Genomic DNA, 15,034 nt, shown 5'->3' with positions numbered 1-15,034 from the left:
AAACCCACCTCGGACGACGCGACGCTCGTCCTGTTCGAGTGGCGCGGATGACGGAAGGCCGTGACCCAACGTGCCGGTCGGGACGGTGAACAACGGTTCGGATCCGTACGACGTGGAGCTCGGCGGGCTGACCCGGCCCGGTTTCCCTGTACGCCGTTGGGGCGAAACCTCCGGCCGGCGGGGTTCCGGGCCCGGCCCGAGGGGAGACCCAACACCGTGGCAAACCGTGGAGCAGGAAACGTCATTCCGTACGAGGTACAGGGCAGCGGTCCGGAGCGGGTCCTCGCACTCCACCACTGGCTCAGCGACAGGTCGAGTTTCGGCCCTCTGCGGCAGCACCTGGACGGAGGCGCGTTCAGCTACGCGTTCGTGGACTGCCGTGGGTACGGCGAGGCGATGGACACCCCCGGCACGTACACGATGGAGGAAATCGCGGCGGACGCCCTCGCCGTGGCCGACGACCTCGGCTGGGACACCTTCTCGGTCATCGGCCACTCCATGGGCGGCAAGGCGGCCCAGCAGATGTTGCTGGACGCCCCCTCACGGATCCGCTCGCTCATCGGCATCTCTCCCGTACCCGCGTCCGGGTTCCCGCTCGAAGGGGAGATGTGGGAGCTGTTCGCCGGCGCCGTGGAGGATTCCGGCAACCGCAGGACGATCTTCGACGCCCTCACCGGCAGTCGGCACGACGACGCGTGGCTGGACGCCAGGGTGAACGGCTCGGAACGCTCCTCGCAGGCTGCCCTGCGCTCGTACCTCGAATCCTGGACGCGCGGCCCCGATATCCACGAGCTGGTCAAGGGAAACACGACGCCGGTGCTTGTGGTGGCCGGTGCGAGCGACCCGGCTATGAGCCCCGACACCATGCGATCCACGTGGCTGCAGTGGTATCCGAACGCCGAGCTCGAGGTCTTCGACGACGCCGGCCACTTCGCGCCCGACGAAAGTCCGCGGGCCCTGGCGACGGTGGTCGAGAGGTTCCTCGGCCGCTAGACGGCCAGGGCGGCCAAGCACTCCGAGGCAGGCGTTCGGGGCTGCAGGCCACGACCCGGAACGCCCTGAGCGGCGCGTGCCATTACGTGCCAGTCGGGGCGGTGAACAGCGGTCAACAGGGGATGGTGCCGGGTGACTCCCAAGCTGATAGCGCGGGTTCGATTCCCGTCATCCACTCTTGCACGAAGCCCCAGGTCAGCGACCTGGGGCTTCGTCATTGTCTAGGCCTATTCAAGAGTCCGCACCACTTGCGGGTCGTGTCCCGCCCGGTGTCGGACCGTGGTCTGACACCGGGGCTGGGGAAAAGGGCATCGTCGGACCTGGGGCCGATGCCAGGAAGCGGACCGTGCTCCGACGCGGCGGGACCCTTGCGGGCGGGATCGTTCACGGCATGACGACCGTACGGAGCACACCCCTCGTAGACGACACCGCCGCCCCGGCGAAGGCCCGGCTGCTGCCGATGGAGTGGTCGGGCTTTCCCGGGCGCTGGGCGGGCGGGGTCTCGCTGGTCGCCGGGCCGCTACTCCTGGGCACCGGAGTCCTGTTGAGACTTCCGTTCCACTTCTTCTACCCCGAGCAGCTCGCCGCCCGCGTCGAGCACCCCGGCCTGATCGCGGCCTCCTACGGTGCCTTCGCCGCCGGAACCGTCCTGCTCTGGCCCGCCCTGGCCGCACTCGCCTCCCGCATCGGCCACCGCAGCCCCGGACTGGCCCTGTGGGGCGGGGCCTTCGGCGTCCTCGGGCTCTTCGCCCGGACCTTCCACGCCGGCGTGGACCACCTCGCCTTCCAGCTCGCCGACCGGCAAGGCGCCGAGGCCGCAACCCGGTTCGTAGGCGAGACGTACGGTGCCTTCCACATCTTCAGCGCCCTCAACCTTGCGATCATGGGCGGCTGGCTGTTCCTCGCCATCGGCGCCTGGCGCGCCCGGATACTCGGCCCGGTACGCGCCCTCGCCCTCGCGACGGCCGCCGCGCTGCCGCTCGGCGTGCTCAAGGGCACCGCTCCGCTGTCGGTCGTGGCTGTCGCCGGACTCTGCGTCGCCCTCGTCCCGCTGGGTGTCACCGTCCTTCGCGACGGCCCGGCACCGCGCCGGGCCGCCGTGCTGTGCTGGACCGCCGCGGTGATCACGGCCCTCGCGGTCATGACCGTTGCCGGTCAGGTTGGTTGACGATGTACGGCCGGTTGACGATGTACGGTCGGGCCATGCGTCTCCTCCGGCGACCGCACGACAGCCATCTCCTCGCACTCGACGCGACAGCCGCGATCCTGATCGCTGCCACGTACGCCGGCTTCGCCCGGATGTCCGGCAGCGCCACCCAGCCCGCCTACACCGGACCGGTGTGGGCGGGCCTGCTCGTGGCCGCAGCGGTCGGCCTCCCGGTCGCGGGCCGCAGGCGGTGGCCCGTGCCGGCCGCGCTGACGGCCGTCGCCGGAGCCGTCGCCGCCACCCTCCTGGACATCACGCGCGAGCCGTACCTCGCGGTCGGCCTCACCCTCTACACGGTCGCCCTCACCCGCGCCCCCCGCCACTCCGTACCGGTGCTGGCCGCCGCACTCGCCGCTTCGGCGGCTGCCGTACTCACCGGGGAGGCCGTGGTCACCCCGGCCGAGAGCTGGAGCGGGGCGGCCGGTGTCGCCGCCATCGTCTGGCTGGTCCTGGGCGGCGGCTGGGCGGCGGGCTTCGGGGTGCGCGCCCGCCGGGCCCGGGAAGCGGACCACGCCGCCCGCCACACCGAACGTGCCATCGTCGAGGAACGTCTGAGGATCGCACGCGAGTTGCATGACATCGTGTCGCACAGCCTCAGCCTGATCGCCGTGAAAGCGGGCGTCGCCGGTCACGTCGCCCAGCACCGCCCGGAGGAGGCTGTGGACGCCCTGCGTGTCATCGAGCAGACCAGCCGCGCCGCCATGACCGACATGCGACGCGCCCTTGGTGTGCTGCGCGCCGACGCCGGCGCCGTCGACGTACCGCTGGGCCCGACGCCCGGCATCGACGCCCTCCCCCTGCTGGCCGATCAGGCCCGACGGGCCGGCGTGGCGGTGGAGCTCGCGGTCCGGGTCCCGGACGAAGGTCTGCCCGCCGGAATCTCCTTGGCCGTTCACCGGATCGTCCAGGAGTCCCTCACCAATGCGGTGAAGCACGCGGCCCCCGCACGCTGCCGGGTGACGGTCGAGGCAGACCCCCGCGAGGTGCGCATCGATGTCACGGACGACGGCGTCCGCAGCGGCGACCGCGGACTGCCCGGCGGGCACGGCCTGACCGGCATGCGGGAGCGGGCGATGGTGCACGGCGGGACGTTCAGCGCGGGCCCTCGCCCCGAGGGGGGCTTCGCGGTCTCCGCCCGCCTGCCGCAGGATGGCACGAGGAGGAAAGAGTGACCGACACGACCCGCGTACTCATCGTCGACGACCAGGTGTTACTCCGGGGCTCGTTCCGGATCCTCGTCGACAACGAGCCCGGTCTCACCGCCGTCGGAGAGGCGGGCGACGGGGCCGAAGCCGTGGAAATGGCCCGCCTGCACCGACCGGACGTGGTCCTGATGGACGTCAGGATGCCCGTCATGGACGGCATTGCGGCGACCCGACAGATCTGCGGCTCCCCAGAGACCGCGGGAGTACGGGTACTGATCCTGACCACGTTCGACCTCGATGAGTACGTCTACGCGGCCCTACGGGCCGGTGCGGCGGGCTTCCTCCTCAAGGACGCCCCGCCGGCAGAGGTGCTGGCCGCGATCCGGGTCGTCGCCATGGGCGACTCCCTGCTGGCTCCGTCGGTGACCCGCCGCCTGATCGAGGACTTCACCCGCCGCCCCGACCTGGCCCCCGGCCGGGGCCCGGCTCGTCTGACGGGGGTGACGGAGCGGGAGCGCGAGGTCCTCCAGCTGATCGCGCGGGGCCTGTCGAACGACGAGATCACGGCGCGTCTGCACCTGAGCATGGGCACGGTGAAGACCCACATCGGCCGCCTCCTGGCCAAACTGGCCGCCCGCGACCGCGCCCAGCTGGTGATCGCGGCGTACGAGTCCGGAGTCGTGTCGGCCTCAGACGGCGGCCTGGGAGCGCGCTGAGAAACGGCCCTGCCCCAGGACAGGTGCCAGGACACTGCCGCTTGAAGACGCCGTACGAATGCCTTGCGCGCCATAGATTCCCAAGTTTGTGGCGCGGGTTCGATTCCCGTCATCCGCTCTTGGATGAAGGCCCAGGTCAACGACCTGGGCCTTCATCGTTGTCTAGACCGGTTAGACCCTCCCGCGCCCTCCACGTGCCCCAACTGGCGGGAACGCCCTGCTCGGAGGGTCTGCCGTGCACCACTCGCACCACACGGGACCACGCCGGTCTCGCGCCGCGAGACGCGTTCTCGATGACCTGCGTCACGCCGCAGCCTCCGTCGCGTGAATTCGCTTTCAAAAAGGGCCGGTTGGCCGGAAGGGTTGCTCAGGTCCTCGACGGGGCCACCTAGTCCTCTTTCCCCGCCAACACGCGATCGGCAACGTAGTGCGGGCAGGAAGGGAGGTGCCACGTCACCGTCACCCGGCTCCTGTCGGCGGAGATGGTACGGGCCTGCCCAGTGGCCGGGCAGGCCGCGCAGTGCGGGCACACGACGGTTTCGAACTTCAGCTCAGCCATCACCTACGCCACCTTCCCCGCCAACGGTGCTCGCGACGAGAGTGCCACGCCTCTCGGCGGGACAGGCTTCACACCGACCATGTCTTCCCGCTGAGGCGGCCGCCACCGTCGAGGCCGTCGTGCGCGCTGTGCACCATGGCGATGACGTCCGTATCCGGATCATGTTGGCCGCCTTGGTCGACAAGCACCGGACGACGACGGAGTCGCGGCGCGCGAGGGCCGGGTGTCTGCGCCTTCTGCGGTCATCGCCGGCTGACGAAGACTCCGAGCCCCTGACCTGCTGTGCAGCTGCTCTGCGCATCCTGGACCGGCCGTGACGGTCTAGCTCTCCTCGGCGGGTACGAAAATCTATGACGGCCCAAGTAGACATTGCACGGTGGTGTGGTTATGGTTTCTCTCGTAGCCCAGAGAGACCGCAGGGCCTGGCAGAGACGAACTGCCGGGCAGCAGTAAGCGCAGTTGCAGTTCGCAGGACGGTGCGGTGGTGGAGTTCCGAAGCCAGGGTTGTTGCAGGACGGCGACGGGGCTGACGACCGGACCGGGCGGCCCGCAGTGATCAGGGGCCACCATGAGCAGTACGCAGTTGACGCAGTGGCAGTACCCGTAAGTGCAGTTCGCAGTACCCAGCAGTGAAGTAGGTGAGCAACACCTCGGTGAAGGCGTCGGCTGCGGGCGCGCGCACCGGGAAGTTCGGCAGTGGGGTTCCAAGCCAGAGCAGACGCAGGACGGGCGACGGGGCTGGTTGCCGAAGAGTGGCGCTGGGTCAGGCCACCAGCAGTACCAGCAGTACCAGCAGTAAGCAGTTGATCACAGAGGGAAGAACGGAGGAGCCGAGCACCATCAGGATCGCCCGGGCGGAAGTCTGAGCCCGGGTACCGCAGGACATCGATAGTGAGGTGGTCTCCGGTCAAGCAACCGCGATCCCCGCACTCCCGGCAGCATCTCGGTCGGGTCGGCGGAAACACAGGGTCGGCGCAGTATCAGGGCCGACAGATGGTGTAGTAGTTCCTTCGGGGCCCTGGTGCCGTACGGCACCAGGGCCCCTCCACGCGTTCCATGAGAGAGGTTCAATGACAGCAGACGACTCGTTCGGCCGTCTCGACGACGACGATTACCCCGCCTACACCATGGGCCGGGCGGCAGACATGCTCGGCACGACCCAGGGCTTCCTCCGCGCCCTCGGAGAGGCCCGCCTGATCACCCCGCTGCGCTCCGACGGCGGCCACCGCCGCTACTCCCGCTACCAACTGCGCATCGCCGCCCGCGCCCGCGAACTCGTCGACCAGGGCACACCCATCGAGGCCGCCTGCCGCATCATCATCCTCGAAGACCAGCTTGAGGAAGCCCAGCGCATCAACGCCGAGTACCGCCGCGCCGCCGAATCATCCGCGCCGCCGCCCTCGGCCTGAACCGAGCGTGCCCGTCGGGATCGGCGGGCCTCGGTCCGCCCCGGCGTCAGCGCTGCGTGTGACCTGGTGGGTACCGTGCCCGTCCAGGCACATGACCGTCGCGTCGTCCTGGAGACGGCCGCCGTGGGCGTGAAGAATCTCCGCGACCAGAGCGCGGGAGGCCTCGCGGGGGGGGGCGGAGATCGCCCGTACGCACGATCAGGGAGGGCAGGTCGACCTGCACGGCGCGGCGCCCAAGCCGCATGCGGCGTCAGAGCGCAGGCTGATCCACATCGTCCGGCCAGGCATCTCCGGGCGCTCTCGAAGCGGAGCTGATCCAGGCACGAGCGATCCTGCTCGGCTCCGTGAACCGAGAGCAGGCCCACGAAACCGCGGGCGCACCAGGCAACGGTTGTCGTCCTCACGCGTGGTACCGGGCCCTCCGAAGTCGGCACGGACCGGTCCGTTGGCCCACGGCACAGGCTTTGGCCGCATACCTTGCCGACGCTAAGGTGAGGCGCCGTACTCGGCGGATCGCTTCCCTGAGGGAAGATCGCTCCCCTGAGGGAGGTGGGGATGGGGCTCATGGACGCGGACCACGCGGGACTGGTTGTCGCGGCACAGGCCGGTGACGATCGGGCACGCGAGGAGTTGATCGCCGCGTACCTGCCCTTGCTCTACAACATCGTCGGGCGATCGCTGAGCGGACACGCCGACGTCGACGACGTCGTCCAGGAAACCCTGCTGCGCGTGGTGCGCGACCTGCCTGCCCTGCGTGACCCGGAGAGCTTCCGGTCCTGGCTGGTGGCGATCACGCTGCGCCAGATCAATACCCACTGGCACCGGCAACGCGCCTTCGCCGGCCGGACCACGGTCATCGACGAGGCACGCCAGATACCGGACATCGGCGCCGAACCTGAGGACGTGACGATCCTGCGTCTGCACGTGTCGGACGAGCGCCGTCAGGTCGTCGAAGCCGGCCGGTGGCTCGACCCGGACCATCGGGCGCTGCTGTCCCTGTGGGGGCAGGAATGCGCCGGCTCGCTGAGCCGTGAAGACATCGCCGACGCGATGGGGCTCACTGTCGCCCACGCCGGAGTACGCCTGCAACGCATGCGCGAGCAGCTGGAACTGAGCCGGACGATCGTCGCCGCGCTGAAGGCCGACCCGCGCTGTCCGGAGCTGGACGAGACCGTCGTCGGCTGGGACGGTCTCCCTGCATCGGTGTGGCGCAAACGGATCGCGCGGCACACCCGCGACTGCCCGGTCTGCATGGCGACGACGACGGAACGGGTTCCGGCCGAACTACTGCTCCGCAACCTCGCGACGCTGGCCGTCCCAGCCGGCCTCATCGCCGCGCTGGCCGCCAAGGGCCTGCTGTCGGGCACGGCCACGGCTACGGCCACGGCCACGGCCACGGCGGGAGGCAGTCTGCACAGTGCACTGATCGGCAAACTCCACGCGGTGACCGCTCACCAGCTGGTGAGCCTCGCCACCGGCGCGGTGCTCATCGCCGGGACCGCCACCTACGCGACCTGGCCCGAACCGGCGCATCGGGAGCCCGGGGTCATCGCCACGCCTACGGCCGGCAACCCCACGGTCGGCACCCCCACGCCGATCCCGTCGCGCACCACCACGTCGGCCGAACCGTCCCCGGTGAGTCCGTCCGCCTCCGCAGGCACCGTTCCGCTGGGCGCACAGTCGCTGGAGTCCGTGGACCAGCCCGCCCTGTACCTCACGTATGCCGGCGACTTCGCGACGCTCGGCCGAGTCTCCGCGTCCAGCAGCACGCAGACACGGCAGCGGGTCACCTTCACGGTCATCGGGGGGCTGGCCGACACACGGTGCGTCACCTTCCGCGCCGCCGACGGTCGCTATCTGCGCCATCGTGACCTGCGGCTGCGGCTGAGCAGCGACGACGGCAGCGAACTGTTCCGTGAAGACGCCACTTTCTGTCCGCGCCCCGGGGCGGTCGCCGGGTCGGTGACCCTGCACGCGCACAACTATCCCGGATCGGTCCTCCGCCACCGCGACGGTGGCGTCTGGCTCGATGGGTCCGACGGCACTCGGGCCTTCGCCGGCCAGGCTTCCTTCATCCTGCGCAGGTCCTGGGCCTGAGGACCGCTCCTTGAGCATGTGATCCGGCTTCGGTCCGTATTCATCGACGGCTGCCGCCATTCCGAAAACCTTCACCGGTGATCAGGGCGGCGTGCCCTTTCCACCGGGACGACCAGACCGCGGGGCTCGGCATAACGCTTTCTGTCCGCGAGATGCATCACTGAGCAATCGTCCGGACGGCGCGACTTTTCCGTTACGAGACCGTGAGTGCGGAAGCCTCCATTGCATGGGGTGCTCTTCCCGCCGCTCACCAAGACCGGCAGGCGTGGCGGGTTCCCCGATACCCCCCTTTGACGTATCCCCGGAAGAAAGCCCCTCCCATGACGCGACACGCCCCCACGATCACGGCACCCAGGGTGACCCGCGACCCCCGAGGAGAATCATGAAGGGCCTGCACCGGCTCGGCCGGCGTCGCCGAACAGTGGCAATAGGACTGTCGGCCACGTCGGTGGTGGCCGGTGTCCTGACGCTCCTCCCCAGCTCCGCCGGAGCCGCGAACCTGGGTACGCAGGCGGCCCCCTCGGGCAGGTACTTCGGCACCGCAGTGGCCGCCGGCAGGCTCGGCGACTCGGCGTACACCGCGATCGCCGCCCGGGAGTTCAACATGATCACCCCGGAGAACGAGATGAAGTGGGACGCCGTCGAGCCGTCCCGCGGCAACTTCAACTTCGGCCCCGCCGAACGGATCGTCGACCGTGCGAAGGCGAACGGCCAGCGCGTGCGCGGCCACACCACGGTCTGGCACTCGCAGCTCCCGGCCTGGGTCGGCTCGATCGGCGACGCGAACACGCTGCGCAGCGTGATGAACGGCCACATCACCACCACGATGACCCACTTCAAGGGCAAGATCTACGCGTGGGACGTGGTCAACGAGGCATTCGCCGACGGCCCCGGCGGCCAGCTCCGCAGCTCGGTGTTCCAGAAGGTCCTGGGCAACGGCTTCATCGAGGAGGCGTTCCGCACCGCCCGTGCGGCCGACTCCTCGGCCAAGCTCTGTTACAACGACTACAACATCGAGAACTGGTCGGACGCCAAGACCCAGGGCGTCTACAGAATGGTCAAGGACTTCAAGTCCCGCGGCGTTCCCATCGACTGCGTCGGGCTCCAGAGCCACTTCGGAGCGGGCGGCCCGCCGGCGAGCTTCAAGACCACCCTGGCCAACTTCGCCGCCCTGGGCGTCGACGTCCAGATCACCGAGCTGGACATCGCCCAGGCATCGCCCACCCACTACGCCGACTCGGTCAAAGCCTGCCTGTCCGTTGCCCGTTGCACCGGCATCACGGTGTGGGGCGTTCGTGACAGCGACTCCTGGCGCAGCGGCGAAAGCCCGCTCCTGTTCGACAACAACGGCAAGCCCAAGCCCGCGTACGCCGCCGTCATGAGTGCCCTCAACTCCGGCCCGGGTACCACCCCGAGCAAGCCGTCCGACGGTACCGGTACCGGTACGGGGGAGATCAAGGGCGTGGCCTCCGGCCGCTGTATCGACATCCCCGCCTCCACCACCGCCAACGGCACCCAGGCGCAGCTGTGGGACTGTAGCGGCCAGGCCAACCAGCGCTGGACCCACACCGCCGGCAAGCAGCTGAAGATCCACGGCGACAAGTGCCTGGACGCCAAGGGCAAGGGCACCACCAACGGCACCGCGGTGGTCATCTGGGACTGCAACGGCGGTACCAACCAGCAGTGGAACATCAACACAAACGGCACGATCACCGGCGTCCAGTCCGGGCTGTGCCTCGACGCCGTCGGCGCGGCCACCGCCAACGGCACCAAGATCCAGCTGCACGCCTGTGGGGGCGTCGGCAACCAGAAGTGGACCGCCCCGTCCGGATCGGGCGGCGGCACGTGCGCGCTTCCGTCGACGTACAAGTGGAATTCGACGGGTGCCCTGGCGCAGCCTGCGAACGGGTGGGCCTCGCTGAAGGACTTCACCAACGTGGTGCTGGGCGGCAAGCACTTGGTCTACGGGTCGAACTTCAACGGATCGAAGTACGACTCGATGACGTTCAGCCCCTTCACCAACTGGTCGGACATGGCGTCCGCCGGACAGAAGGCGATGAACCAGCCCGCGGTCGCGCCCACGCTGTTCTACTTCGCGCCCAAGAAGGTCTGGGTCCTCGCGTACCAGTGGGGCCAGTGGCCCTTCATCTACCGCACGTCGAGCGACCCCACCGACCCCAACGGCTGGTCCGCGCCGCAGCCGCTGTTCACCGGCAGCATCCCCCGCACCGACTCCCCCACCGGCCCGATCGACCAGACCCTGATCGCCGACGACCAGAACATGTACCTGTTCTTCGCCGGTGACAACGGCAAGATCTACCGGGCGAGCATGCCGATCGGGAACTTCCCGGGCAACTTCGGCTCGTCGTACACGACGGTCATGAGCGATACGGAAGCCAACCTGTTCGAGGCGCCGCAGGTCTACAAGGTCCAGGGCCAGAACCAGTACCTCATGATCGTCGAGGCGAAGGGTGCGAACGGGCGCTACTTCCGCTCGTTCACGGCCTCCAGCCTGAACGGCTCGTGGACCCCCCAGGCCGCCGACGAAAGCAACCCCTTCGCGGGCAAGGCGAACAGCGGTGCCACCTGGACCAACGACATCAGCCACGGTGACCTGGTCCGCAACAACCCCGACCAGACCATGACGATCGACCCCTGCAACCTGCAGTTCCTCTACCAGGGCAAGTCCCCCACCGCGGGCGGCCCCTACGACCGGCTGCCGTACCGGCCGGGTGTCCTCACCCTGCAGCGCTGACTGCCCGATCCACGGTGATACGCAAGGAGAAACCCCCCATGAAGAACCCCACGAACCGTGGGCGCCGCGGGCGTCACCGCCGTCGCTGGACCGCGACCGGACTGCTGCTCGGAGCGCCCGCCCTCGTCGTGCCGTACCTCCTGTTCGTGCAGGACGACTCGCAGGCCGCGACGGTCGACGGCAATGCCTACTACCGGCTGGTCTCCGTACGCAGCGGCAAGGCGCTGGACGTCAACGCCTTCTCCACGGCCGACGGCACCCGCATCCAGCAGTGGACCGACCAGAACACCGCCAATCAGCAGTGGAAGCTGCGACCCGCCGGGGACGGCTACTACGAGCTGGTGAACCGCAACAGCGGCAAAGTGCTGGGCATAGCGGGCGATTCGACCGCCGAGAAGGCCGCCGCCGAGCAGCAGACCGACAGCTCCTCCGCCTCCCAGGAGTGGCGGATCGACGAGGTGAGCGGTTCCGACGCCGTCACCTTCACCTCCCGCAGGAGCGGCCAGGTCCTGGACGTCTCCGGAGGCTCCACGGCCGACGGCGCGGTGGTCATCCAGTATCCCGGCAAGGGCAGCACCAACCAGCAGTGGAAGCTGGTGAGGACGGCCGAGTCCCCGGCGGGCGGGACCGGACCGTATGTGTGGAGCAACGCCCAGGTCGTGGGCGGCGGTTACGTCACCGGGCTGGTGTTCAACCCGCGTGAGAAGGGCCTGCTGTACGCGCGCACAGACATGGGCGGCGCCTACCGCTGGGACACCGCGGCCGAGCAGTGGATCCCGCTGACCGACTGGGTCGGCGAGAAGGACTGGAACCTGCTGGGCATCGATTCGCTGGCCACCGACCCCGTGGACGCCGACCGGCTCTACCTCGCGGCGGGCACCTACACCAACAGCTGGGCGGGCAACGGCGCGATCCTGCGCTCCAAGGACCGTGGCCGCACCTTCCAGCGCAGCGATCTGCCCTTCAAGCTGGGCGCCAACGAGGACGGCCGCGGGGCGGGCGAGCGGCTGGTGGTCGACCCCGCGAACAACGCCAACCTGCTCCTCGGCAGCCGCAAGAACGGCCTGTGGCGCAGCACCGACCACGGCGTCACATGGAGCCAGGTCTCCTCGTTCCCCGTCAAGGACGGGGCGAGCAGCGGCGGCGGCATCTCCTTCGTGACGTACGGCCCGGCCGGCAGCAAGACGGTCTACGTCGGCGTCGCCGACAGATCCACCTCCCTGTACCGCTCCACCGACGGCGGCAGCACCTGGCAGGCCGTCCCCGGGCAGCCCGCCGGCCAGATGCCGCAGCACGGCGTGCTCTCCGGTGACGGATCGCTGTACCTGACGTACACCAACAATCTCGGACCCAACGGCGTGACGGCGGGTACGGTGTGGAAGTACGCGCCGGGCAGCGGGGCGTGGAAGAACATCTCACCGTCCCAGGGAAGTTACGGCTTCTCCGGGCTGGCGGTCGACCCGCGCAAGCCGTCCACGGTCATGGTCACCACCCTCGGCCGCTGGTGGCCCGAGGACGAGATCTACCGGACCACCGATGGCGGTTCGAACTGGAAGGCACTGGCCGACAAGTCGGTGCGGGACGCCTCCGGCGCTCCTTACGTCGGCACTCACACCGGGCACTGGATGACCGCCCTGGCCATCGATCCCTTCGACTCCGGGCACGTGCTGTACGGCACCGGCAACGGCATCCTGCGCAGCAAGGACGCCAATGCCTCCGACAGCGGCGGCACCAGCCACTGGAGCATGGGCGCCCGAGGGTTGGAGGAGACCGCGCTGCTGGACGCGATCGCCCCTCCCGGCGGCGCCACCGTCATCACCTCCATGGGCGACCAGGGCGGCTTCCGGCACGACGACCTGACCAAGGTGCCCGCCGGGCGGCTGAGCAACCCGATGATGACCAACAGCACCGATATCGACTTCGCCCAGTCCAAGCCCTCGATGATGGTCCGCGTCGGCCGTGGCGGCGCGCAGGACGGCGCCTACTCCACCGACGGCGGCAGCAGCTGGACCGGCTTCAAGGCAGAGCCTGTGGCCGGTGCCCAGGACGGCCATGTCGCACTCGCGGCGGACGGCTCCGCCATCGTCTGGACCGAGGCCGGTCAGGCCCCGTACCGCTCGACCGACAACGGGGCGAGCTGGTCGAGGGTCAGCGGCCTGGGCAACGACGCCGTGGTCGTCGCCGACCGCTCCTCGGCCAGGACCTTCTACTCCCTGTCCGGCGGCACGCTCTACGCCAGCACTGACGGCGGCGCGACCTTCACCGCCCGCGCCGGCAACCTGCCCGCCGGCCGGCTCACGGCCGTCCCCGGCATCGCCGGGGACCTGTGGATCGCCGGCGCTGACAAGGGGCTGCTGCACTCCACCGACGGCGGCAGCACCTTCACGACGCTCAACACGGTGAAGTCCGCCTCCGCCCTCGGCTTCGGCAAGGCCGCGCCGGGCGCCTCCTACCAGGCCCTGTACCTGATCGGTACCGTCAAGGACGTCACCGGCGTCTTCCGCTCCACCGACATGGGCGCCACCTGGCTCCGCGTCAACGACGACGCCCACCAGTGGGGCAACATCGGCGGCAGCGGCGTCATCACCGGCGACCCCGACACCTACGGGCGGGTCTACGTCGGCACCAACGGACGCGGTCTCCAGTACGGCGACCCGTCCTGACCCCAGCGCACCCGAGCGGGGCCGCAGGCACGACTGCCTGCGGCCCCGCCATGGCTGAGGAAAGACGCCTCCCCGCCCCCTCGACGGGACGCCCAGGTCAGCGACCCGGGCCTTCTTCGTTGTCTAGACCTCTCCCGGCCCGCGTGCCTCCGACTGGTACCTCCCGCCGTCCTACGGCGCCGCGGAGACCGGATCGGCGCTTGCCCCGCACCGTGCCAGCCACACCGCCACCCCGGCACTCCCGGCTTCCCAGCGGGCCGACGGCGGCTGGCCCCGCATCCCGGACGATCCCTACTCCAGACCGACGGCCGCCGGCCTGGCCCTCACCGCCCTCACCTCCGGCGGACTCGGCCCGCAGGACACCGCACGAGGCCAGCTCAGGGAGCAGCTGGTGCACGCCTCACCTAGCTCGCGAGCGCCTTGAACAGGCCGCGGATCTCGTCCTCGTCCGCGATCACCGGCAGGGTGTCGAAATAGAGCTCCCACTCGCCCTTCGGGCCAATGCGCTCGACGATCCCGAAGGGGATGTTGCCCTTGGGGTCGGTGCCGTTGGGGTCGGTCATCGTGCCATGCCACTCGATGTAGGTGGTGGTGCGGCCGAAGGCGACCTGGCCCGCCTTGAACTCGACGTCGGCGTTCTCGAACAGCCGCTGCAGGTAGGCGGTCTTGCCCTCCTGCGTGGTCAGCGACCGGTCCAGGCCGGGCCCGGCCAGCTTGGCGTTGCCGGTACGGGCGGCCAGCGCGGCGGCGTCCCCGCTGTTCCAGGCGGCGAGGCGGCCGGGGATTTCCTGGGCGCGGAACCGGTCGGGAGCCGCTCCGCGCGGGCCGGGGCCGGCCGGGTCGGCGATGCCGGCGAAGAGGGGGCGGGGCCGCTGAGACTCGGGCAAGACCTGGAACAGCTCGTAGCGGTCGTAGTAGCGGCGGGCCTGGATGGTCTTGCCGTCATCGCCGAGGACGTTGCGGGCGATCTGCGGGTAGCTGACCTTGTGGCCCTTGAGGGTGACCGTGTTCTGCTGGCCGAACATCATCACGGCGCCGTCGGCGACCACGTTCGTGCCGCGGTAGCGGAGGTCCGGCACAAGGCGGAGTGAGTTGCTGATCGAGGCGCCGATCACTTCGTGGCCGCGCTGGGGCTTGCCGCCGGCCTCCCAGAGGCTGGCCTCCTCGTCGAAGATGTCCAGGTAGGTCTGGAGGCTGGGGGCCTCGCCGAAGACGATCTGCCGCTTCATGAAGGCGCAGGCGTTCGGGGTGATCCGCCCTTCGAGCCGGTCTGCCTTCTCGCGGACCTCGGCGCACTGGCCGCCCTCGGCGGTGGCGGTGGCCGGCGCGGCACCGATGGTGAGGCCTGCGAGGAGAGTGGCCGCCGCGAACACTCCGGTGCGCGTGTACCGCCGCATGTTCATGTCGTTCCCCGTCCGTGATCGCTTGATCGCTTCGATGGATCAAGCTTCTTCGCGGGCGCCAGAGAAAACGATTACCTCAGGGGTAAT

9 protein-coding genes are annotated in these 15,034 nt (G+C 69.7%); 8 read left to right on the top strand and 1 reads right to left on the bottom strand.

The annotated features are described in order from the left end of the window. Nucleotides 1-216: 216 nt before the first annotated feature. The 8 genes from ACZ7GJ_RS32955 (at nucleotide 217) to ACZ7GJ_RS32920 (ending at nucleotide 13,544) form a co-directional block, all read left to right on the top strand. On the top strand, nucleotides 217-993 hold the full coding sequence (locus tag ACZ7GJ_RS32955) for an alpha/beta fold hydrolase (protein WP_470756890.1): 777 nt from the start codon (nucleotides 217-219) through the stop codon (nucleotides 991-993). A 391-nt stretch (nucleotides 994-1,384) separates the two neighbouring features. Continuing rightward, nucleotides 1,385-2,161 carry a hypothetical protein gene (locus tag ACZ7GJ_RS32950; RefSeq protein ID WP_470756888.1) on the top strand — a complete coding sequence of 259 codons (777 nt, stop codon included), beginning with the start codon at nucleotides 1,385-1,387 and terminating at the stop codon, nucleotides 2,159-2,161. A gap of 35 nt (nucleotides 2,162-2,196) precedes the next feature. Then, complete coding sequence (locus ACZ7GJ_RS32945; protein ID WP_470756886.1) at nucleotides 2,197-3,372, top strand: sensor histidine kinase; 1,176 nt, start codon at nucleotides 2,197-2,199, stop codon at nucleotides 3,370-3,372. Then, nucleotides 3,369-4,061, top strand: coding sequence for a response regulator (locus ACZ7GJ_RS32940; RefSeq protein WP_470756884.1), 693 nt, complete (start codon nucleotides 3,369-3,371; stop codon nucleotides 4,059-4,061). Before ACZ7GJ_RS32945 ends, ACZ7GJ_RS32940 begins: the two co-directional genes overlap by 4 nt. 1,629 nt (nucleotides 4,062-5,690) lie before the next feature. Then, complete coding sequence (locus tag ACZ7GJ_RS32935) at nucleotides 5,691-6,029, top strand: MerR family transcriptional regulator (protein WP_328969417.1); 339 nt, start codon at nucleotides 5,691-5,693, stop codon at nucleotides 6,027-6,029. Nucleotides 6,030-6,593: 564 nt separating this feature from the next. Further along, complete coding sequence (locus ACZ7GJ_RS32930) at nucleotides 6,594-8,126, top strand: sigma-70 family RNA polymerase sigma factor (RefSeq protein ID WP_470756882.1); 1,533 nt, start codon at nucleotides 6,594-6,596, stop codon at nucleotides 8,124-8,126. 382 nt (nucleotides 8,127-8,508) lie between these two features. Then, nucleotides 8,509-10,881 (top strand): non-reducing end alpha-L-arabinofuranosidase family hydrolase, encoded by a 2,373-nt coding sequence (locus tag ACZ7GJ_RS32925; RefSeq protein ID WP_470756880.1) that lies wholly within the window; start codon nucleotides 8,509-8,511, stop codon nucleotides 10,879-10,881. A 38-nt stretch (nucleotides 10,882-10,919) separates the two neighbouring features. Then, a complete protein-coding gene (locus tag ACZ7GJ_RS32920) occupies nucleotides 10,920-13,544 on the top strand; it encodes an RICIN domain-containing protein (RefSeq protein ID WP_470756878.1) in 2,625 nt (874 codons plus the stop codon). A 404-nt stretch (nucleotides 13,545-13,948) separates the two neighbouring features. On the opposite strand, the gene ACZ7GJ_RS32915 is transcribed toward ACZ7GJ_RS32920, so the two are convergent. After that, nucleotides 13,949-14,947, bottom strand: a complete 999-nt coding sequence (locus tag ACZ7GJ_RS32915) for a hypothetical protein (RefSeq protein ID WP_470756877.1) — start codon at nucleotides 14,945-14,947, stop codon at nucleotides 13,949-13,951. Nucleotides 14,948-15,034 lie beyond the last annotated feature (87 nt).

It is taken from the genome of Streptomyces sp. NPDC037242 (assembly GCF_055604165.1).
The sequence above is the reverse complement of the archived record's forward strand: the minus strand, read 5'-3'. Positions and strand labels throughout refer to the sequence as shown.

Bases quoted from the DNA above. Each gene is read 5' to 3' on its own strand.
- ACZ7GJ_RS32950 (WP_470756888.1), top strand. From the start codon at position 1,385: ATGACGACCGTACGGAGCACACCCCTCGTAGACGACACCGCCGCCCCG.
- ACZ7GJ_RS32945 (WP_470756886.1), top strand. From the start codon at position 2,197: ATGCGTCTCCTCCGGCGACCGCACGACAGCCATCTCCTCGCACTCGAC.
- ACZ7GJ_RS32935 (WP_328969417.1), top strand. From the start codon at position 5,691: ATGACAGCAGACGACTCGTTCGGCCGTCTCGACGACGACGATTACCCC.
- ACZ7GJ_RS32930 (WP_470756882.1), top strand. From the start codon at position 6,594: ATGGACGCGGACCACGCGGGACTGGTTGTCGCGGCACAGGCCGGTGAC.
- ACZ7GJ_RS32925 (WP_470756880.1), top strand. From the start codon at position 8,509: ATGAAGGGCCTGCACCGGCTCGGCCGGCGTCGCCGAACAGTGGCAATA.
- ACZ7GJ_RS32920 (WP_470756878.1), top strand. From the start codon at position 10,920: ATGAAGAACCCCACGAACCGTGGGCGCCGCGGGCGTCACCGCCGTCGC.
- ACZ7GJ_RS32915 (WP_470756877.1), bottom strand. From the start codon at position 14,947: ATGAACATGCGGCGGTACACGCGCACCGGAGTGTTCGCGGCGGCCACT.